Source organism: Streptomyces sp. NPDC048254 (assembly GCF_043201895.1).
Lineage (GTDB): Bacteria > Actinomycetota > Actinomycetes > Streptomycetales > Streptomycetaceae > Streptomyces.
The window spans coordinates 205,748-225,916 of the sequence record NZ_JBICZJ010000015.1; the positions used below are offsets into that span (position 1 = coordinate 205,748).

Annotated in this window: 17 protein-coding genes; 9 read left to right on the plus strand and 8 right to left on the minus strand. The window is 71.7% G+C overall.

Annotated elements, in window-relative coordinates:
- Window positions 1-108 precede the first annotated feature (108 nt).
- The 3 genes from ACGFZQ_RS35495 (at window position 109) to ACGFZQ_RS35505 (ending at window position 4,157) form a co-directional block, all read left to right on the plus strand.
- A complete protein-coding gene (locus ACGFZQ_RS35495; protein WP_393843800.1) occupies window positions 109-2,397 on the plus strand; it encodes a tetratricopeptide repeat protein in 2,289 nt (762 codons plus the stop codon).
- A gap of 122 nt (window positions 2,398-2,519) precedes the next feature.
- Window positions 2,520-3,215, plus strand: a complete 696-nt coding sequence (locus tag ACGFZQ_RS35500; protein ID WP_393843801.1) for an alpha/beta fold hydrolase — start codon at window positions 2,520-2,522, stop codon at window positions 3,213-3,215.
- 99 nt (window positions 3,216-3,314) lie between these two features.
- Window positions 3,315-4,157, plus strand: coding sequence for an alpha/beta fold hydrolase (locus ACGFZQ_RS35505; protein ID WP_393843802.1), 843 nt, complete (start codon window positions 3,315-3,317; stop codon window positions 4,155-4,157).
- A 53-nt stretch (window positions 4,158-4,210) separates the two neighbouring features.
- On the opposite strand, the gene ACGFZQ_RS35510 is transcribed toward ACGFZQ_RS35505, so the two are convergent.
- From ACGFZQ_RS35510 to ACGFZQ_RS35535, 6 genes are all read right to left on the minus strand, one after another.
- Window positions 4,211-4,876, minus strand: a complete 666-nt coding sequence (locus tag ACGFZQ_RS35510) for a TMEM175 family protein (protein ID WP_393843803.1) — start codon at window positions 4,874-4,876, stop codon at window positions 4,211-4,213.
- Window positions 4,877-5,021: 145 nt separating this feature from the next.
- A complete protein-coding gene (locus tag ACGFZQ_RS35515; RefSeq protein ID WP_393843804.1) occupies window positions 5,022-6,866 on the minus strand; it encodes a M1 family aminopeptidase in 1,845 nt (614 codons plus the stop codon).
- 160 nt (window positions 6,867-7,026) lie between these two features.
- Window positions 7,027-7,626 (minus strand): hypothetical protein, encoded by a 600-nt coding sequence (locus ACGFZQ_RS35520; RefSeq protein ID WP_393843805.1) that lies wholly within the window; start codon window positions 7,624-7,626, stop codon window positions 7,027-7,029.
- Window positions 7,623-9,323 (minus strand): PHP domain-containing protein, encoded by a 1,701-nt coding sequence (locus ACGFZQ_RS35525; RefSeq protein WP_393843806.1) that lies wholly within the window; start codon window positions 9,321-9,323, stop codon window positions 7,623-7,625. Before ACGFZQ_RS35525 ends, ACGFZQ_RS35520 begins: the two co-directional genes overlap by 4 nt.
- A gap of 280 nt (window positions 9,324-9,603) precedes the next feature.
- Window positions 9,604-11,796 (minus strand): catalase/peroxidase HPI, encoded by a 2,193-nt coding sequence (gene katG / locus ACGFZQ_RS35530; protein WP_393843807.1) that lies wholly within the window; start codon window positions 11,794-11,796, stop codon window positions 9,604-9,606.
- A 36-nt stretch (window positions 11,797-11,832) separates the two neighbouring features.
- Window positions 11,833-12,270 (minus strand): Fur family transcriptional regulator, encoded by a 438-nt coding sequence (locus tag ACGFZQ_RS35535; RefSeq protein ID WP_382547141.1) that lies wholly within the window; start codon window positions 12,268-12,270, stop codon window positions 11,833-11,835.
- Between the two features lie 211 nt (window positions 12,271-12,481).
- Between ACGFZQ_RS35535 and ACGFZQ_RS35540 the strand changes: the two genes are divergently transcribed.
- The 5 genes from ACGFZQ_RS35540 (at window position 12,482) to ACGFZQ_RS35560 (ending at window position 15,915) form a co-directional block, all read left to right on the plus strand.
- Window positions 12,482-12,859, plus strand: a complete 378-nt coding sequence (locus ACGFZQ_RS35540; RefSeq protein ID WP_393843808.1) for a sortase-dependent protein — start codon at window positions 12,482-12,484, stop codon at window positions 12,857-12,859.
- Window positions 12,856-13,464 carry a class F sortase gene (locus tag ACGFZQ_RS35545; protein ID WP_393843809.1) on the plus strand — a complete coding sequence of 203 codons (609 nt, stop codon included), beginning with the start codon at window positions 12,856-12,858 and terminating at the stop codon, window positions 13,462-13,464. Before ACGFZQ_RS35540 ends, ACGFZQ_RS35545 begins: the two co-directional genes overlap by 4 nt.
- Before the next feature lie 94 nt (window positions 13,465-13,558).
- Window positions 13,559-14,050, plus strand: a complete 492-nt coding sequence (locus tag ACGFZQ_RS35550) for an RNA polymerase sigma factor (protein ID WP_382547150.1) — start codon at window positions 13,559-13,561, stop codon at window positions 14,048-14,050.
- Window positions 14,034-14,492: a hypothetical protein gene (locus tag ACGFZQ_RS35555; protein WP_393843810.1), complete on the plus strand. Its 459-nt coding sequence runs from the start codon at window positions 14,034-14,036 to the stop codon at window positions 14,490-14,492. The genes ACGFZQ_RS35550 and ACGFZQ_RS35555 overlap by 17 nt, the downstream gene beginning before the upstream one ends.
- Before the next feature lie 301 nt (window positions 14,493-14,793).
- On the plus strand, window positions 14,794-15,915 hold the full coding sequence (locus tag ACGFZQ_RS35560) for an acyltransferase family protein (protein ID WP_393843811.1): 1,122 nt from the start codon (window positions 14,794-14,796) through the stop codon (window positions 15,913-15,915).
- A gap of 4 nt (window positions 15,916-15,919) precedes the next feature.
- On the opposite strand, the gene ACGFZQ_RS35565 is transcribed toward ACGFZQ_RS35560, so the two are convergent.
- Window positions 15,920-18,052 (minus strand): discoidin domain-containing protein, encoded by a 2,133-nt coding sequence (locus ACGFZQ_RS35565; protein WP_393843812.1) that lies wholly within the window; start codon window positions 18,050-18,052, stop codon window positions 15,920-15,922.
- Window positions 18,053-18,229: 177 nt separating this feature from the next.
- Complete coding sequence (locus tag ACGFZQ_RS35570; protein ID WP_393843813.1) at window positions 18,230-18,934, minus strand: SDR family oxidoreductase; 705 nt, start codon at window positions 18,932-18,934, stop codon at window positions 18,230-18,232.
- 287 nt (window positions 18,935-19,221) lie between these two features.
- On the opposite strand from ACGFZQ_RS35570, the gene ACGFZQ_RS35575 reads away from it, so the two are divergent.
- Window positions 19,222-20,142 (plus strand): SGNH/GDSL hydrolase family protein, encoded by a 921-nt coding sequence (locus tag ACGFZQ_RS35575; protein WP_393843814.1) that lies wholly within the window; start codon window positions 19,222-19,224, stop codon window positions 20,140-20,142.
- Window positions 20,143-20,169 lie beyond the last annotated feature (27 nt).

The following is a 20,169-nucleotide window of genomic DNA, read 5'->3' on the forward strand; positions in this document are numbered from 1 at the left end:
ACGCCAGGGCCGCCGTTCGAGTGATGCAAGTTCTGCTGGGCCCTTCGGGCGACGGGGCGGGAGCTCCGCGGGACCCGAGTAGGCTTACGGGCGTTCGAAGTGGGTCAAGTGCCCATATCGCCGAGAAGGAGCAGCCCGATCGACGAGCGTCCGACCTTCGCCCAGTTGCTGCGGCGCCATCGCCGCGCGGCCCGTCTGACCCTGGAGCAGCTGGCCGACGTGTCGGGGGTCAGCGCCCGGACCCTGTCGGACATCGAGCGCGGCCGGAGCAAGGGGCCCCAGCAGCGGACCGTCACCGCCGTCGCGGACGCGCTCTCGCTGGCCTACGACGCCCGGCAGCAACTCCTGCAGCTCGCGCGGGACGCCCGGCTGCGGGATCACTGGACCCGTCCGACCGGACTATGCGAACTCCCCCGGTCCGTCGACGACTTCACCGGCCGGTCCGCCGAAGTGGCCTGGGTCGACGCTCTGGTGCAGAGCGAACTGGCGCCCGGCGTCGCCGTGGTGGGGCTCGTCACCGGCTCGGCCGGGCTGGGGAAGACCACCTTCGCCATCCGCGCCGCCCACGCCGTCCGGCCGGGCTTTCCCGACGGGGTGTTCTTCCTCGACCTGTTCGGCATGTCCCAGCGGCCGCTGACCGTCGACGACTCCCTGGCGCTGCTGCTGGGCGCGCTCGGCGTCGCGGAGCAGCAGTTGCCGGCCGACACCCACGGGCGTGCCTCCCTGTACCGCTCACTGCTGCGGGACCGGCGGGTCCTCGTCGTCCTCGACAACGCCGCGTCGGAGGAGCAGGTCCGCCCGCTGCTGCCGGGCGGGGGCGCGGCCCGGGCGCTGGTCACCAGCCGGCGGCTGCTGTCCGGCCTGGAGGGCGTGCGCAGGCTCATCCTGGGCCCCCTGCAGATGCCGGAGGCCACCGAGCTGCTGACCGGCATTCTCGGCGAACGGTCCGCCACGGACGGGGAGTCGGCGCTCACCCGGCTCGCGCAGCTGTGCGGCGGGCTGCCGCTGGCACTGCGGATCATCGGCAACCGGCTGGTGAGCCGGCCCGGCTGGAGCGCCGACGAACTCGCCCATCGGCTGGCCGACGAGGAGCGCCGCCTCGACCAGTTCAGGGCCGGCGACCTCAAGATCGCCAACGCGTTCGGGATGTCGTACGAGCAACTCGCCCCCACCGCGCGGCGGATCTTCCGCAGGCTCGCCGTCGTGCCGGGGCGGGACTTCGACGCCGCCCTCGCCGCGGTGGCCGGCGGGACCTCGGCCGAGGACGCCTGGGACGCGCTCGACGACCTCGTCGACCTGGGCCTGTTGCAGGACACCGCCGCGGGCCGGTACCGCTTCCACGACCTGGTCAGGCTCTTCGCCCGTGACCGGTTGCAGCAGGAGGAGACCGCCGACGAGATCGAGGCGCTCACCGAGCGGATCACGTCCTGGCTGCTGCGCACCACCACGACCGCGGGCGCCTGGTTCGGGCCCGTGCACGGCCGCCCGGACGAGGAGGGCACCGGCCTCGCCTCTCCCACGTCCCCGGAGGAGGCCGACGGATGGCTGCGCGCCAACGCGGACAACTGGCTGGGCGCGCTGCGGCTCGCGGCTGCCGACGGTCGGCACGCCGTGGTGCTGGACTGCGCGGAGGCGATGGAGTGGTACTCCGACCGCTGGCTGCACGGTCCGCACTGGAACGAGGTGTTCACGCTCGGCGCGCAGGCCGCCGCCGCCCTCGGTGACCGGGCGCGGCACGCGGCCCAGCTGAACCATGTGGCCTGGGTGCACGGGGTCCAGACCCGGGATGCGGAGGCCGTCCTGCGGTACACGGCCGAGGCGATGGACCTGGCCACCCGCAGCGGCGCGACGGCACAGGTCGCGTGGGCGCACTGCTACGCCGTACCGGGGTACCGGCTGCTCGGGCGGCTCGACGAGGCCGCCGCGTCCGCGTCCCGGGCGGCGGAGATGTTCAAGGGCCCAGGTGACACCGACGCCTACTGCTCCAGCCTGATCAACCTCGGTCTCTGCCTGCGGGATCTGGGGCGCCACGAGGAGGCGCTGGAGAGCCTGCGTGAGGTGGTCGCCCTGGCGAGCGACGAGGGGTCCGGGATGACCCCGGGCACCGCGGAGTTCATCCGCCGGCACACGCTGGTCCCGCTCGGCAAGTGCCTGGCGCTGCTGGGCCGTCGTGACGAGGCCATCGCGGCGCTGGCCGAGGCCACCGCTCCCGGCGAGCGGTTCGACCCCAGCCACTGGTACGCCGACGGTCTGGAGAACCTCGCGGACCTGCTGGCCGAGGAGGGCCGGACCGGTGAGAGCCGGCGGGCCTACACGCTCGCGGCCAGGATGTTCGAGGCGCTCGGCGACGCCGAGGCGTACGGCCGCTGTGCGGAGCGGGCGGCCGCCGCGCCGTGATCCGGACGGCGTGAAGTGCCGTGGTTCTGCGTGCTGTTCTGCGTGGTCCGCCCGGGCCCGCGCGACTTGACTGGGGCGCATCGGACAGGCGTGGGGCCTGTCCCTCCAGGTCAGGGGCGTAAATGACGACCATCAGGAACATCGTGCTCGTACACGGTGGCTTCGTGGACGGATCGGGCTGGCAGGGCGTGCACGAGCAGCTGACCGCCGACGGCTACCGGGTCGCGATCGTCCAGAATCCGACGCTGTCGCTCGCGGGTGACGTGGCCGCCACCCACCAGGTCCTCGACGACCTCGACGGCCCCGCCGTCCTGGTCGGCCACTCCTACGGCGGTGCGGTCATCACCGAGGCGGGCCACCACCCCGGTGTCGCCGCGCTCGTCTACATCGCCGCGTTCGCCCCCGACAAGGGCGAGTCGGTCAACACGCTGGTCTCCGACCCGGCGCCCGGCGCTCCGGTGCCGCCGATCCTGCCGCCCCGGGACGGGTTCCTGTTCCTGGACCGGGAGAAGTTCGCGGCGTCCTTCGCCGCCGACGTGCCCGAGGCGCAGGCGTCCTTCATGGCCGACTCGCAGGTGCCGTGGGGCCTGGACGCGGCCGGCGGGGCGATCACCGAGCCGGCCTGGCGGGTCAGGCCGTCCTGGTACCTGGTCGCCACCGACGACCGGATGATCCCGCCGCCGGTGCAGCACACGATGGCCGAGCGCGCCGGGGCGACGGTCACCGAGACCCCGGGCAGCCACGCCGTCTACGTCTCGCGTCCGGCCTCGGTGGCGGCCGTCATCGCCCAGGCCGCCGAGGGCACCGCCACGTCCTGACCTGCGCCGGGGGTTTCCGGGCAGCGTACGACCGCCTCGTCGGACGGCCCTGGGCCCGGGCGAGGCGCACTTCCCCGCACATCACACAGGAGCCACTTCATGCAGGACCGTCCCACGTTCTCGCGCCGCGGCGTGCTCGCCACCGGAGCGGCCGTAGCCGCGACGTCGGCCCTCCTCACCCCGTCCGTCGCCACCGCCGCGACCGCCGGGCGGAGCACCTCCAAGGTCAGGCCGACCGTCGTCCTGGTGCACGGCGGCTTCGCCGACGCCTCCGGCTGGAACGGCGTCCTCGCCGAGCTCCAGCACGCCGGTTACGAGTGCGTCGCGCCCGCCAACCCGCTGCGCGGCCTGCCCACGGACGTCCCCTACCTGGCCAGCGTCCTCGCCTCGATCGAGGGCCCGATCGTCCTGGTCGCGCACTCCTACGGCGGCGCCGTCATGACCAACGCGGCCGCCGGCAACGACAACGTCAAGGCGCTCGTCTACATCGCCTCGTTCGCCCCCGCCGAGGGCGAGCAGCTCGGCGTCCTGCTCAACAAGTACCCGGGCTCCCTGATCGCCGACGCCGCCGAGGCGGTGCCCTTCACCAACGCCGACGGCTCCACCGGAACCGACCTCTACCTGACGGCGGACAAGTTCCGGGCGGCCTTCTGCGCCGACCTGCCCGTGGCCACCACGCGGCTGATGCAGGCGACCCAGCGGCCCTTCAGCGCTTCCTCGCTGACCGATGTCACCCAGGCGGCCGCCTGGCGCACCATCCCGTCCTTCGGCCTGGTGGCCGGCGAGGACAAGGCCATCCCGCCGGCTCTGGAGCGGTTCTTCTACGAGCGCACCAAGGCCAAGAAGGTCATCGAGGTGCCGGGCGCGTCGCACGTGCCGATGATCAGCCACCCGAAGACCACGGCCCGCTTCGTCGAGACGGCCATCAGGACCGTCTCCTGACCTGAGCCGGCCCTTCACGGCCCCGGTCCGCGGGCCGGGGCCCCGCGCTGCCCTCAGTTCCCGGGCTCTGCCTCGGCCGGCGCCTCGGCGGCGCTCTCCGCGGGCCTGCGGCGCACGGCGCGGACCGGGATCGACAGCAGCCACCAGTACTTGGCCAGGCCCGGTGACCAGAACGCCACCGGGATCGCCGTGGCGAATACCAGGACGACCAGGAGGTTGTCGCGGACCACCTTCCGCAGCCGCCCGGGGTTCGCCTCCGGGGTGGTCAGCGCGGGCGCGGTCAGCAGCCGCAGGTACATCGCGCACAGGAGCCCGAGGGACAGGGCGATCGCGCCCGAGTAGCAGGCCGTCGCCGTGGTCGTCTCGCCGTACTCGCTGAGCAGCTTGGTCGGGAAGGGCAGCGCGGCCACGACCGCGAGCAGGGCGAAGTACAGGTAGAGCAGCCAGCGGTCGACCTCGGCCACCAGCGTGAACAGAGCGTGCTGGGTCAGCCAGAGCACGCCGATGACGGCGAAGCTCAGCAGGTACGCGCCGATCGCGGGGAACACCTCCCGCACGGCGTGGGCGACCTCGGAGTCGTGCAGGCCCTCGGGGACTTTGATGTCGAGCGCGAGCAGGGTGATGGCGATGGCGAACACGGCGTCGCCGAGCATCGCCAGCCGTTCCGGTGCCACGGAGAGCTCGCGGCGACGGAGGGCAAGGGGACGGGACTGGTTCATGAAAGCGGTACCACGGCATTCCTCGGCGTACGGGACGACGGAAGGATTACCACACCGCGGTGTACGCCAGGAGCGGGAACGGCCCGGGCGTGGGACGGCCTTGACCAACGGCCGATCCACGCCCGGGCGTACGGGCCGGTGTGCGTCAGCCGATGATGCGGTGGGTGGTCCAGAACGACGTCAGGTCGGTGGTCGTGGCGGCCTGCGCGGCGGCCTTGAACTCGGCCGTGGTCGAGACGCCGTACCAGTGCGAAGTGGCGTAGTCCTTCAGGAGTTTGGCCATCACGGTGTCACCCAGGGTGCGGCGCAGATCGTGCAGGGCGCACTTGCCGTAGCCGTAGACGACGGTGGAGTAGCGGGACGAGTGGGCGTCCCAGTAGGCCATCGAGTTGGTGATGTTCTCCGCGGACGAGGCCCAGGAGACGCTGTTCCAGCAGTTCGTGCCGGTGCTGCCCAGGGCCAGGTCGGTGGCGTAGTCGGTGAACGCCTCGTCCAGCCAGGGGCTGTTGTACTCGTCGTCGCCGACGATGCCGTAGAACCACTGGTGGCCGATCTCATGGGTGAGCGCCGTGGTGCTGACCAGGTCGAGGACGAAGCCGGGGTACTCCATGCCGCCGAACCAGAAGTTGTTGTCGATGACGGCGTCCAGCTCGCCGTACGGGTAGGCGCCGAAGCGGCCCGCGTGGGCGTCGACCGCGGTCTTCGCGGTGGTGAGCATGGACTGCGCGCTGGACGAACTGATGCCGGAGACCGAGTAGATGTTGATCGGGGTGCCCGCCGTCGAGGTGCCCGAGATCTTGGTGAACGGGCCCGCCGCCCACGCGAAGTCGCGGACCTTGGACGCGGTGGCCGTGGTGACCGTGCGTCCACTGGTGCCGGGGGTGTCGACCGAGGTACCGGTGGCCGGGACCAGCAGGGTGGTCGGGTGGTCGAGGGTCACCTTGAAGTCGGCGGCCAGGGAGTAGAAGGACTCGCCGTTGTTCGTGTACGGGTCCAGGTGCCAGCCCGAGCCGTCCTTGACCGCGAGGACCGGCAGCGCGTTGCCGATCATGCTGAAGGCGCCGTCGTAGCCGAACCGGTCGGCGCCGCTCGGGACGGTGATCCCCAGGTCGAAGCCGATCGTGGTCGACTGGCCCTGCGCCAGCGGGGTCGGCAGCGCGATCTGGAGAGCCGTGCACGCGACCGAGAGGGCGCCCGCGGTGCCGCCGGTGACATTGGTGACCGTGATCGGCGGCGCGGAGCAGGTGCCGTGGTAGTTGTCCCACAGCCGCAGGTACACCTCGGTCAGCGGGGTGGCCGACGCGTTGGTGAAGGTCGTGCTCTCGTGGCCGGTCCAGACGGTGCCGGCGGTGTTGCTGCTGAGACTGACGGTGTACGACGGGGCGGCCGGCGTGCGCGTCGAGTCGGCCGGCGGGGCGGTGTCGCCGGAGGTGTTGAGGGCGATGTCGTCCAGGACGAAGCTCGTCTGGAGGCTGGAGTCCTCGGTGCCGGTGAAGGCGAGGCTCACGGTCTGGCCGGCGAACGCCGACACGTCGAACGACTTCTGGACGTACCCGGTGGCCTTGTTCAGGTTCGAGTAGGTCGCGAGTGTCGTGCCGCCGATCTTCGCCGTGAGTTTGTCGTACGCGGTGGACGAGGTCGTCTCGGCGGTGTCGATGTGCAGCCAGAAGGTGAGGGTGGCGCTGCTGCACCCCGACGGGATCGTGACGCTCTGGCTCAGCGTGTCGGTGTGCGTGCCGCCGGTGCCGTCCAGCCAGGCGAAGCTGGTGCCGCCGTGGGCGCTCTGCCCGGTACGGCTGGTGATCACACTGGTCGAGGACTGGGTCCAGGACGAAGTGCCGCTCTCCAAGCCGCCGTTGGCGACCACTTGGGTCGGAGTGCAGGCCGCCTCCTCGGCGGCCGACGCCGTGCTGCCGGGGAGCAGGGCCGCGGCCAGCGCCGCGATGGCCAACGCACTGGTGGCGAAGGCCTTGTGGGGGGTCGATCTCACACGAAACTCCTTTGCGGCGACCGGGATCCCGGTCTGCTCGGTGACCGCCGGTCCGGCTGGGGTGCGCCGGGGAGCGGTCACAGGTCACGCGTTACGAGTGGTGCGAGTCCGAAGCCTGACAGAGTTGACCAGGCCATGTCACTAAGGGATAACCCGCGCGTCAGGGGTGGTCCGCGCAGCACGGGGTGGGGTTGGGGACCTCAAACGGGGCCAGCAGGCCGCCCGCCGCCGGGACCAGGGGCAGGGTGAGGACGCCGTCCCGCCACTCCGGGCGAACGTGGTCCTGCGTCAGGACCCCGGTGGCGGGCGGGAGTTCGGCGGCCGGTGCGCCGAGTACCACGAGGCGTTCGATGGCGGTGCGGTCGAGTATGGCGCCCGCGGTGACCGTGCCGGTGAGGTGCCGCACACCCGGGTAGACCACGGCCCGCCCGGAGGCGCGGGGTGCGGCTGCCGCCCGGCGGGCGGCGGCCACCGCGTCGTCCGGGCCGTGGGTACGGTCGGCCAGGGCGAGGCCGGTGCCCTCCGGCAGCGCCGTCGGCAGCTCCTGCCACACCGCGTCCGGGTCCGGGACGGCCAGCGAGACCGCCGTGCCCCGGCGTTCGTCGGTGCGGTACAGGTGGGTGCAGGCGAACACGCCTTCCGTGAGCGCCAGTCGGTCCAGCAGCTCATGGACCAGGTGGTCGGCCTCGCGCAGGGTCGCCGTACCGGCGTCCACCCCGATGACGGAGTGGACGCCGGAGGCGTGATGCAAGGAGGTCATGCGGGCAGGACCCACATGGGGTTGGAGTAGAACCAGAGGTCCTTCCACGGGTCCGCGTCGCCGAGGACGTCGATGGCCGGGCCCGCCGGGTCCACGGCGGCGCCGTGGATGCCGACCGCCGAGCGGTTGCCGTCGCTGCCGCGCAGCCGGACGTAGACCGGCTTGTCGAGGCGGCCGAGGGAGTACGTCAGCTTGACCGAGCCGGTCGACTCGTTGACCTCGAAGGACTTCACGACCTTGGTGGCGGGCGTGGCGAACGTGTCCTTGTCGGAGACCGCGCCGGTGACATCGCCCTGGATGACGTCGACACGGGCCAGGGCCGGCATGAACTGCGCCCAGTTGGGGCCGTTGGCGAGGCTGATCTCGACGACCAGGTCGACCTTGCTGCCCTTGCGGACCTGGAGCACCCCGCCCAGGGTGACCTCGCGGGAGCCGGAGCGCAGCTGGGCGTTCAGGCCGCTGATCAGGCCGCCGTGGTCGACCCAGACCCGGCCGGCCCGGATGCCGTCCATGACCGCCTTGTAGGAGAAGGAGGCGGCACCGACGTGGGTGCGGGAGTACTGGCCGGGCCAGAAGTCGGTGTCGGTGAGGCTGATGGCACCGCCGTAGACCGGGTCGTTGTAACGGCCGTTGGCGTTGAAGTCGCTGTTCGGACCGCGGACGGCGGCGTCGGCGTACACGTTGTGGGAGTCGGAGTTGGCGGTGATCCACCACGGCTTGCCCTCGGCGAGCAGGCTGTCCCACAGTCCGCCGACGGTGGCGGTCATCCAGTCGAAGCCGCCCCAGGTGCGGTAGCTCTCCAGCGGGTAGCCGGCGAAGGAGTCGGCGCTCGGGCTGCCGTCGTAGATGCCACGCGCGCCGCCGGGGCCGTTCGGCTTGGGCAGGCCGCCGGCCTGGTGGCCGGGGGCGCCCTCGAAGCCGACGGCGATCGACGGCTGGGCGTCGCGCCAGGCGCGGATCTCGTGCGGGGAGTCGATGCCCTTGCGCGCCGGGTGGTTGGCGAGGAACAGCGCGTCCTTGACCTTGCGGCGCTGCACCTGCTCGGCGAGGAAGTTGAGGCCGGAGATGGCCAGCGCCTCGTTCGCGGGGGTGCTCGCGGAGGCGCCCTTCACCGAGCCGTCGAAGGAGTTCTCGAACTCCTTCAGCACGGCCACCTCGTTCTTGCCGGGGTGGACGAAGACCGTGCCGTGCTCGGCGGCCGGGATGTTCCACTCCAGGCCCTGGAAGACCAGGGTGTCGTCGATCTCCTCACGGGTGGCGACGATGTCCGGGTTGACCTTCTCGACACCGATCTTGGCGTGTGCCTCGCTGCCGTGGTCGGTGATGACCATCCAGTCCAGGCCGTTCGCGTTCCCCTGCCGGACGTGGTCGACGACCCGGTACTTGGCGTCCGAGCTGTACTGGGTGTGGATGTGGTGGTCACCGGCCAGCCACAGGTAGCCGCCGGAGCGGCCGCTCTGGGAGTGCGAGGAGGAGACCGAGGCGGCGGCCTGACCCGCGCCGGCGAGGACACTGCCGGCCGCGAGGCCCGCGCCGAGCAGACCGGTGCGGCGCAGCATCGAGCGGCGGGAGAGCTGACCGTGCGTCAGCTCCTCGTCGGGGACCGACAGATCGAGGGCGGGCGGCAGCGACGAGGCGTCGGCGTCCGTGTGGTGATGGTGATGATGACCGTGGTCGTGGCTGTGACCGTGGCTCATGCGCGAACTCCCGCGGGCGGTCGGGACGGGGGGTGACTCCAGGACGTGCAGAGTCTGCGAAGGTCGCGTGAACAACGGGAGTCGAGGTCATGGTGAGGTAAAGAACCGCTGATGTGCAGCAAACTTCGGGGAGTTGGAACGTGAAGCCGCACACGCGGACGGTAAAGCCGAACGCGTCGGCCGTGCGACCGCATACGCGTGGACCGTCCGGCCCCATACGAAGACGCCCGGGCCGGCCGATGTGGCCGGTCCGGGCGTCGGGCACCGGGCTTCGCCGGGATCAGACCAGGTCGAACCGGTCCGCGTTGGCGACCTTCGTCCAGGCGGCGACGAAGTCCTTCACGAACTTCTCCTTGGCGTCGTCGCTCGCGTAGACCTCGGCGACCGCACGCAGCTCGGAGTTGGAGCCGAAGACCAGGTCGGCACGGGTGCCGGTCCACTTGACCGCGCCGGTGGCCAGGTCACGGCCCTCGAAGGTGGTCTGGTCCTCGGAGGTCGACTTCCACTCCGTGCCGTAGTCCAGCAGGTTGGCGAAGAAGTCGTTGGTCAGCACGCCCGGGGTCTCGGTGAGGACACCGTGCTTGGACCCGCCCTGGTTGGCGCCGAGCACACGCAGACCGCCGACCAGGACGGTCAGCTCGGGGGCGCTGAGGCCGAGCAGGTTGGCGCGGTCCAGGAGCAGGTACTCGGCCGGCAGGCGGTTGCCCTTGCCGAGGTAGTTGCGGAAGCCGTCGGCCGTCGGCTCCAGGGCCGCGAAGGACTCGGCGTCCGTGTGCTCGTCGGTCGCGTCCACCCGGCCCGCGGCGAAGGGCACCTCGATGTCCACACCGGCGTCCTTGGCGGCCTTCTCCACGGCGGCGGCACCGCCGAGGACGATCAGGTCGGCGAGGGAGACCTTCTTGGCACCGGAGTTGAACTCCTGCTGGACGCCCTCCAGGACGCGCAGCACCTGGGCCAGCTCGTCGGGGTCGTTGGCCTCCCAGCCGCGCTGCGGCTCCAGGCGGATCCGGGCGCCGTTGGCACCGCCGCGCTTGTCGCTGCCGCGGTACGTCGAGGCCGACGCCCAGGCGGTGGAGACCAGCTGCGAGACCGTCAGGCCCGAGTCGAGGAGCTTGGCCTTGAGGGCCGTGACGTCGGCGGCGTCGATGGTCTCGCCCTCGGCCGCCGGCAGCGGGTCCTGCCACAGCAGGGTCTCCGCCGGGACCTCCGGGCCGAGGTACAGGGACTTCGGGCCCATGTCACGGTGGGTCAGCTTGTACCAGGCGCGGGCGAAGGCGTCCGCGAACTGGTCCGGGTTCTCGTGGAAGCGGCGCGAGATCGGCTCGTAGATCGGGTCGAAGCGCAGCGACAGGTCGGTGGTCAGCATCGTCGGGAGCTTCTTCTTCGACGCGTCGTGCGCGTCCGGGATGATCGCCTCGGCGTCCTTGGCCACCCACTGGTTGGCGCCGGCGGGGCTCTGGGTCAGCTCCCACTCGTAGCCGAAGAGGATGCTGAAGAAGTCGTTGCTCCACTGGGTGGGCTTGGTGGTCCAGGTGACCTCGAGGCCGCTGGTGATCGCGTCCCCGCCCTTGCCGGTGCCGTAGGTGCTCTTCCAGCCGAGGCCCTGCTGCTCGATCGGGGCGCCCTCGGGGTCGGCGCCCACGTTCTCGGCGGGGCCGGCGCCGTGGGTCTTGCCGAAGGTGTGGCCACCGGCGATGAGGGCGACGGTCTCCTCGTCGTTCATCGCCATGCGACGGAAGGTCTCGCGGATGTCGCGGGCCGCGGCGATCGGGTCCGGGTTGCCGTTGGGGCCCTCCGGGTTGACGTAGATGAGGCCCATCTGGACGGCGCCGAGCGGGCTCTCCAGGTCACGGTCGCCGGTGTAGCGCTGGTCGTCCAGCCAGACCTTCTCGGGACCCCAGTAGACGTCCTCCTCCGGCTCCCAGACGTCCTCGCGGCCGCCGCCGAAGCCGAAGGTCTCGAAGCCCATCGACTCCAGGGCCACGTTGCCGGTGAGGATCATCAGGTCGGCCCAGGAGATGGCCTGGCCGTACTTCTTCTTGACCGGCCACAGCAGGCGGCGGGCCTTGTCCAGGTTGCCGTTGTCCGGCCAGCTGTTGAGCGGGGCGAAACGCTGCTGGCCGGCGCCGGCGCCGCCGCGGCCGTCGGAGATGCGGTAGGTGCCCGCGCTGTGCCAGGCCATCCGGATCATCAGCGGGCCGTAGTTGCCGAAGTCGGCCGGCCACCAGTCCTGCGAAGTGGTGAGCACCTCCGCGATGTCCCGTTTCACGGCCGCGAGATCAAGACCCTGGAACGCCTCGGCGTAGTCGAAGCCCTCGTCGAGCGGGTTCGCGACGGCCGGGTTCTTGGCGAGGATCTTCAGGTTGAGGCCCTCGGGCCACCACTGGCGGTTGCCGCCGCCCTGGGTGGGGTGCGGGGCACGGTCGTGCGCGACCGGGCACTTGCCCGCGGTGTTCTCCTGGGTCTCCGACATGGGGGAAATCCTTCCGGAAGGGGCGGATCAACGTACTCAGGAACTAATGACGGTGGAGCAGGCGGGGCACAGGCCCCAGTAGATGACCTCGGCCTCGTCGATGGCGAAGCCGTGGTCGTCCGAAGCGGTCAGGCACGGGGCGTCACCGACCGCGCAGTCGACGTCGGCGACGGCACCGCACGACCGGCACAGGACGTGGTGGTGGTTGTCGCCGACGCGCCCCTCGAACCGGGCCGGGCTGCCGGCCGGTTCGATACGGCGTACGAGTCCTGCCGTGGTGAGCGCGTGCAGCGCGTCGTACACGGCCTGAAGCGATATGTGGCCCACGCGCTCGCGGACGCCCGAGGCGACCCCTTCGACGTCGAGATGGTCGCCGTTGCGAACGGTCTCCAGCAGCGCGACGCGGGCGGCCGTCACCCGCAGGCCGGCACCACGCAGCTCGTCGGCGGTGGTCGGGGGCTGGGATGCGGTCATGGCGCCAACCTATCCTCATAAACACGAGTGATTCAAGAAAACAAACCGTTCAAGTTTGGTGCCGAAGCGGACAACTCCCGCCTGCCGGCCACCACCCCTCCGCGGACTTTGCCATCTCTTTGCAACCTGTCCCGGCGCCGGGTCGTCTCTCCGCTCGATCCGTTACTCAGCCCGCCCTGACCACCGCGGGCCGACGAAAGAGAGCGTCTCCATGCGCCGAACTGTCCTGACCGCCACGGCACTCGCCTGCACGGCCGTCCTGGCCGGCACCGTGCCCGCGTTCGCCGACGGCAGCAGCCCGAGCCCGGTCCCGACCGTGGCACCGTCCGCCGCCGCCTCCGCGGAACCCTCCGCCGTCCCGTCCCAGGCCCCGTCCGCCGAGCCCACCCGGGCCTCGACCCCCGCGCCGACCCGGGACAGCGGCCAGGTCGCGGCCGTGCCCGCGGGCGCGCCCGACACCGGGGTGGCGGAGCCGTCCTCGGACTCCGGTACCGAGAGCGCCCTGATCGGCGGCGGCGCGGCGGCGGCGGCGCTCGCCGCGGGCGCCGTGGTGTTCGCCGTGCGTCGCCGCCGGGCGACCGGGGCATGACCTCGCTCTCCAGGCGCGCCTTCGTCACCGCCGCGACGGCCTCGCTGCTGGCGGGCTGTGCGGGCCAAGCGGCCCACTCGACGGCCACCACCGTCCGCCGCGAGCAACCGTCGGTGCCCTCGCCGTCCGCCACGCCGACCGCGCTCGGGCGTTCCGCGCCGGTCCGGCTGCGCATCCCGGCGATCGGCGTCGACACCCCGCTGCTGCGGCTGGGGCTGGCGGCCGACGGCACGGTGCAGGTACCGCCGATCACCGCGCACGACCGGGCCGGCTGGTACCGCCACTCCCCCACCCCCGGGCAGGTCGGCCCGTCGGTGATCCTCGGCCATGTCACAGTCGGCGCCTACGGTGACGGCGTCTTCCGCCGGCTCGCGGAGCTGCACCGGGGCGAGCAGGTCGTGGCGCGTCTGGAGAACGGCCGGTCGGCGGTGTTCACCGTCGACGAGGTGCGTACGGTCGCCAAGGCGAAGTTCCCGACCGAGGACGTGTACGGGGACGTGGACCGCCCGGAGCTGCGGCTGATCACCTGCGGCGGCCCGCGGGGCGGCGACGGCTACCTCGACAACGTGATCGTCTTCGCCACGCTGACCGGCACGTCAGCCTGACCCGGCGGACACGGATGCGGGACCGGTGGAACGTACCGACCCGGTTCCGCATCCTCCACAACGTCCCCGACGAGCCCTTCGACCCTGGAGAACGTTGAAACGGTCCCGTGACAAGGCGGCGTCCGAGCTGTTCGCCGCCCTGTACCCGCGCCTGGCCGGCTGGTGCCGCCGGCTGGTCGACGACGACGAGACGGCGCACGAGATCGCCTCGGAGGCGTTCACCCGGCTGTGGGCCCGGTGGACGTCGGTGGAGGAGCCCCGCGGCTTCCTCTACGTCACCGCGGCCAATCTCGTCCGGGACCACTGGCGCAAGCTGGAGCGCGAGCGCCGGACCGTGCGCCGCGTCGGCTCGGAGGCCGCGACCCGCCCGCACCCCGAGCAGGCGGATCCCTCGGTACGGCTGCTGGTGCAGTCGCTGCCGGAGCGACTGCGCGTCCCGATCCTGCTGCACTACTACGCTGACATGCCGATCCGGGAGGTGTCCGAGCTGACCGGGCGCAAGGAGGGAACCGTCAAGGCCGATCTGCACGCGGCCCGTGAACTGCTCCGCGGCCATCTGAGGAGAAGCCTTGACCACACGCTTTGACGAGGAGTCGGAGTTCGACGGCCCCGACGATCCCCTCACCGTCGTTCTGCGGCCGCCGGCCGCCTATCTGGGTCCGCCGCCGGGCCGGTACGAGGAGATCCGGCGGGCCGCGGGCCGCCGCCGGCTGGTGCGTGCGGCGGCCGGCGCCGGGGTGACCTGCGCCGTCGCCCTCCTGGTCGCCCTGCCGCTGCGGCTGACGACGCCGTCGGCGCCGGTGTCCCCGCGGGTCCCCCTCGCGCCACCGGCCGTCAGCCCCACCGCCCCGCACCGCCCTCCGGCGACCCACGCACCCGCCAGCCCCTCGCCGCGCCCCAGCACCGCGCCCGGGCAGAGCCGCGCCACACAGGTCCCCACCCGTGGAGCCTCGACGGCTCCCTCGGCGGCGCGGGTCGCGCCCTCCGAGGACCGGCGGAGCGCCGACGCCACGCCCTCCCCGTCGTAGCGACGTCAACACGACATAGGGCCGCATCACCCGTTCGTGCCCCCGTGTTTCGGCGCGCCGCCTGTACTGCGAACGCGCGGTCCAGGGCGTCGGGGCGGGGGGTGCGGCGCCCCGCGAGGGCCACGGTCCCTGTCCGCCGTCCGGGTAGGGTCGCACCCGCCCATCCGGCCGCTACGGCCCGTTTGGCCGAGGCCGCTGCTCGGCGTTGGTGTGATGTTTCGTACGAGGCCGGAATGAAAGGTGTGGAACGGGCAACGCTCCGTTCCATGCTCCACGCGCGAACCCTCCGGCAGGTGACCTGATGACGACGGCGACCACGGCCCCTCCGACCGCTCCGGCCGCCGCGCCACCCTCCCGTACCCAGCCGTCCGCCCCCGCCTCCTCGCTGCCGTCCCTCACCGGGCTGAGATGGATGGCCGCGCTGCTGGTCTTCGGACTGCACGTGCACAACTTCCGCTACTTCGGCGGCACCGGCGCCCGCTTCGTGTCCTGGGGATTCGAGGCCGGCGCGTCAGGGGTGTCGTTCTTCTTCGTGCTGTCCGGGTTCGTCCTGATGTGGTCCGCTCGTCCGGGCGACCGGGCGGGACGTTTCTGGTGGCGGCGCGTCGCCCGGGTCTATCCGGTGCACCTGGTGACCGTCGTCATCGCCCTGCTGATGGCCCTCACGCTGCCCCGCCAGCCGAAGCCGACCCTGCCGCAGGGCCTGGCCGACGTCTTCCTGGTGCACTCGTGGTGGCGGCCGTGGTGGCAGACGCTGGACCCGGTCAGCTGGTCGCTGGCCTGCGAGGCCTTCTTCTACGCCGCGTTCCCGCTGCTGGCCCTGGTGCTGCGCCGGCTGGACGCGCGGGGCGCCAGGCTGCTGGCCGGACTGGCCGTGCTCGCGGTGCTGGTGCTGGCCTGGACGGACTCCCACCACTGGTGGGACCAGCCGATCAGCACCTTCCCGGCGGCCCGGCTGCCCGAGTTCGTGCTCGGCGCGGCCGCCGCGCGGCTGGTGCTGCTCGGCCGCTGGCGCGGCCCCGGCCTGGAGGCCTCGCTGGCGCTGGCCGTCATCGGCTACTTCCTGGTCCCGCAGGTCACCGACGAGTACGCGGCCACCGCCTGCACCATCATGGGTTTCGCACTGCTCATCCCCGCGGCCGCCCTCGCGGACCTGCGCGGGCTGCCCTCGCTGTGGCGTCGCCGGTGGCTGGTGCGCCTCGGCGAGCTGTCGTTCGCGTTCTACATGGTCCATCTGCTGGTGCTGCGGGCGGGCACCCACCTGCTCGGTACCCGCCCGCGCTTCGGCCTGTTCACCGGGGCGGCCGTCGCCACCGTCGCGTTCGCCGTGTCGCTGGGCCTGTCCTGGCTCCTCTACGAGGGCGTGGAGCGGCCCGCACGACGGCTGCTGCTGCGGCGTCCGGCCCGGCGGACGACGGCCTAGCCGGCTAGGGGAACTGCGTCACCTTGGAGGGGGTCGTGCTGGTCCCCGAGGTCGGTGATCCGGTGGTGTTGACGACGTGGGCGTACTGGCCCATGCCACCCAGGGAGATCACCAGCAGGTCGTGCATCTTGATCCCCGAACCGGTGGGCACCTGGAAGCCGTTGGACTGCACGATCGACGGATCGGCCGTGTAGTTGCAGTAGCTGCCGAGACCCCATGCCTCATGACTGGTCACGGTGTCGGCGACCTTGTAGGCCGCGTAGCCGACGACGCCGTCGTGGGTGATGGCGGCGGCGTTGGGGGCGTCGTAGGCCTTCTCGTTCTGGAAGAAGATCGTGCGCCCTCTCTCCCCGTTCCAGTAGACGTCGTACTTGTTGAAGTGCTCGACGAACAGGCCGGTGGCCAGGACGTCGTTGCCGTTGACCCGGAGGCCGTAGTCGGCGCGGTTGGTGGCCCAGCCGACCCCGCTGCCGTGGTCGGCGCGCCAGATCCAGGTGTGGTCGATGATCACGTTGTTGCTGTTGACCACGACGGAGTTGGTGGCGAGGCCGGGTCCGGCACCGCCGATGCGCACGAACACGTCCTGCATGCTGGTCGGGTTGGCGGAGTGGTCGGCCGTGGAGCCGGGGTCGCCGATGCGCAGCAGGGTGTCGGAGTTGACCGAGCCCGCGTCGATGAGGAACCCGGCGAGCTTCACGCCGTCCACGTCGGCCACGTGCATGGCGTCGACGCCGTTGTCCGGGACCAGGGTGGCCAGACCCAGGCCGAGGACCACGGTGTTGGCGCGGGTGACGTTGATGGTCTGGTCGAGGTGGTAGACGCCCGGCGTGAAGAGCAGGTTGAGGCCCTGGGCGAGGGCCTGGTTGATGGTGGCGGCGGTGGCGCCGGCCTTGACCACGTAGAACTGGTCCAGCGGGAGCGAGGTGCCCGCGTTGGCCGGCCACGAGACGCCCCGGGCGTTGGTGCGCTTCGCCGGGACGAAGACCTTGTAGGTGCTGCCGTCCAGGTACAGGAACGGCTTCTCCCGCGAGACCGGGGTGGTGTCCAGCGTGGTGTACGGGCCGGAGTCGAAGTTGGTCGCGGGCGCGCCCTGGACGCCGGAGAAGGTCATGTTCCAGACGCCGTTGGTCCAGCCGCCCACCGAGCTGTCCCGGGTGTACCACTGCTGCTGGGAGTAAGGGCCGACCGTGCCGTCGATCTTCGAGTCGGCGATGTAGCCGCCGGAGGCCCAGCCGTAGCCGTTCGGGGCCAGGTTGAGGCCGCCCTTGACGTGGATACGACGGAAGGGGGCCGCCTGAGCCACGGCCCAGCGGTCCGTCCCGTTCGACGGCGTGATGGCGAGGTTCTCCGCCGAACGCCAGAAGTTCTGCGTGGCGTTGCCGTTGAACCAGCCGGCGTCGACGGTGACATCACCGTTGATCTGCGTGTCGTCGGGGTTGAGGCCGAGGCCGGAGATCGAGGTGTAGAAGCCGATCTGTGCGTTGATGCCGTTGTAGGTGCCCGGCTTGAGCAGGAACTGGTAGCGCCCGGTGCCGAACTGGGCCGACTCCTGCTGGGCGAAGACGGAGTCGAACTTCTGCTGGAGGTTCGGCGTGGACGGGTCCACGACGATCACGTTCGGGCCGAGGTCGCCGCCACCCTGGACCGGGGGCGTGCCGGTGGTGGTGCCGAAGACCTGGAACTCCCAGAGCGAGTAGCCGTACTGGGTGGCACGGTGCACGCCCTGCATCCGGACGTAGCGGCCCTGGCCGGAGACGGCGAGGGTGTCGGTGCCGCCGTCCCCGCCGGTGACCGAGGTGAGGTCGGTCCAGCTGCTGCCGTTCGCGGAGATCTGGACCTTGTAGTCCTTGCCGTAGGCGGTCTCCCAGTTGAGGACCACCTGGCTGACCGTGGCGGTGGCGCCGAGGTCGACCTGGAGCCACTGGTCGTCGGTGAAGGCGGACGACCAGCGGGTGCCGGTGTTGCCGTCGACCGCGTTCGCCGCGACGGTCCCGCCGTTCTCCTCGGAGGAGGCGGTGGCCGTCTTCCCCTGGGACAAGGGGGCGTCGGCGGCCTGGGCCGCCGGTGCGTGCACGGTGGGCAGGGCGAGCAGCGCCGCCATGGCGGCGAGCGCTACGCCCAGGGATCTCAGTCTCATCAGCGGCTCCCTGAGATGGGCACGGGACGCGCCCGACGGGCGCGCCTCCGCGCTTAGTTCAGGATTTGATTTAAGTGATGAGGCAACCAGGCGACAACCCTTCGGCACCGGAATTTTCGCCGGCCGCCCCTCCACGACCGGGCGGAGGGAGGCCGACGGGCGGTCAGAGGGAGCGGGTCACCGGGCGGCGAGTTCCCGGTACATGGCGGCGGGGTCGCCGGACAGGGCGCCCTTGGCCCAGCGGGTGAGGTCGTCGGCGAGCACCTCGAAGGCGTCCGACTCGACGCCGTCGAGGGCGGCCGCGGCGATGTCCTGCGCCTTCGCCTTGGGCGCGTCGACGTGGGCCGCCATGTCGGTGTCGACATAGCCCATGTGCAGGCCGGTGACGCCGATGCCCTGCGGCTGGAGCGCCAGGCGCAGGCTGTTGGTCTGCGACCAGAAGGCCGACTTGGAGGCGCTGTAGGCGCCGCCTTCGGCCACCCAGGACAGCACCGAGTGGACGTTCAGAAGGTGGCCGCCGCCGTTGCGCTCGATCAGCGGGACGAAGGCGCGGGTGAGCAGCAGCGGCCCGTAGAAGTTGATCTCGAACTCGTGGCGGATGTCGTCGAGCGAGGAGGTCAGGAAGCGGGTGCCGGTGGCGACCCCCGCGTTGTTGACCAGGATGGTGACGTCCTGGGCCTGCTCGGCGACCGCGGCCACGGAGTCGGGGTCGGTCACCTCCAGCGCCAGCGCCACCGCGTCGGGGTGGGTGACGGAGCGCGGGTCGCGGGCGGTCGCGTAGACCTTGCCGGCGCCGCGTGCGTACAACTCCTCCACCAGCGCCTTTCCGACGCCCCGGCTGCCGCCGGTGACGAGGACGACGGAGCCCTTGATCGCGGTCATGACACTCACACTCCAGACTTGGGACAGAGCCCGGAAACCGATCGGTTTCCGGTCGCTGCGGCCATCGTAAACCGATCGGTTTCCAAGTTCAATCGCGCAGGGCGGCACCCGGCCGCCGGCCACACCCGATGCCCTTACGGGCAGGGCTGGTTACTCGATCCAGTTCATTGCGTCCGACCTCTGGCTCCGGACTCCTACCGGGCGGTATACAGACCCCCGACACACACGCGTGCGGGCCGCCCGTCGGGACCGGTTCCGCGCGCGTCCTGGTTCCAGGGGGGATCTTCATGGCGTACGGCACCTCGTCCGACGGTTCGGCGAGACGGCATCGGCGGAGGGTGACCGTGGCGGCGGCGCTGGGCGGCTGCGCCCTGGTGGCCGCGTCCACGACACCGGCCGCGGCGCACGGCGGCGGCCACCACGGCGGCCACGACCGCGGTACGAGCTATGCGGCGCTCGGCGACTCCTACACCTCGGGCCCCGTGATCCCGACGCAGGTCGACGCCAACTGCGCCCGCTCCGACCACAACTACCCCTCGCTGGTGGCGGCGGCGCGGCACGTCAGCGCGTTCAAGGACGTGAGCTGCGGCGGTGCGACGACCGCGGAGATGTGGAAGGCGCAGGGCACGAACGGCCCTCAGCTCGACGCCGTCCGTCGGGACACCGACCTGGTGACGGTCCAGATCGGCGGCAACGACATCGGGTTCAGCTCCATCATCGGCACCTGCGCGACGCTCAGTGCCACGGACCTGGCGGGCAACCCCTGCCAGCGGTACTACAACGCCTCCGGCATCGACCAGCTGACGGTCAGGATCGCGCAGACCGCGCCCAAGGTCGACAAGGTGCTGCGGGCCGTCCGGTCCCAGGCGCCGCACGCCCGGATCCTGGTCGTCGGCTACCCCGACCTGCTGCCCGACGACGGCAGCGGCTGCTATCCGACGGTGCCCTTCGCCGCCAAGGACTTCCCCTACCTCCGGGACGTCGGGAAGCGGCTGAACCTCATGCTGCGCGCGGTCGCCGCGTGGAACGGCGCCCGGTACGTGGACACCTACGGCCCGACCGTCGGCCACGACATGTGCAAGGCCCCCGCCGACCGCTGGATCGAGCCCCTCCAGCCGACCTCACCGGCGGCTCCCGCCCACCCCAACGCCAAGGGCGAGGCAGCCATGGCCCAGGCCGTGCTGGAGCGGCTGGGCAAGCGGTACTGAGGAGCCGGCGGGCGGCGGCTCCTGCGG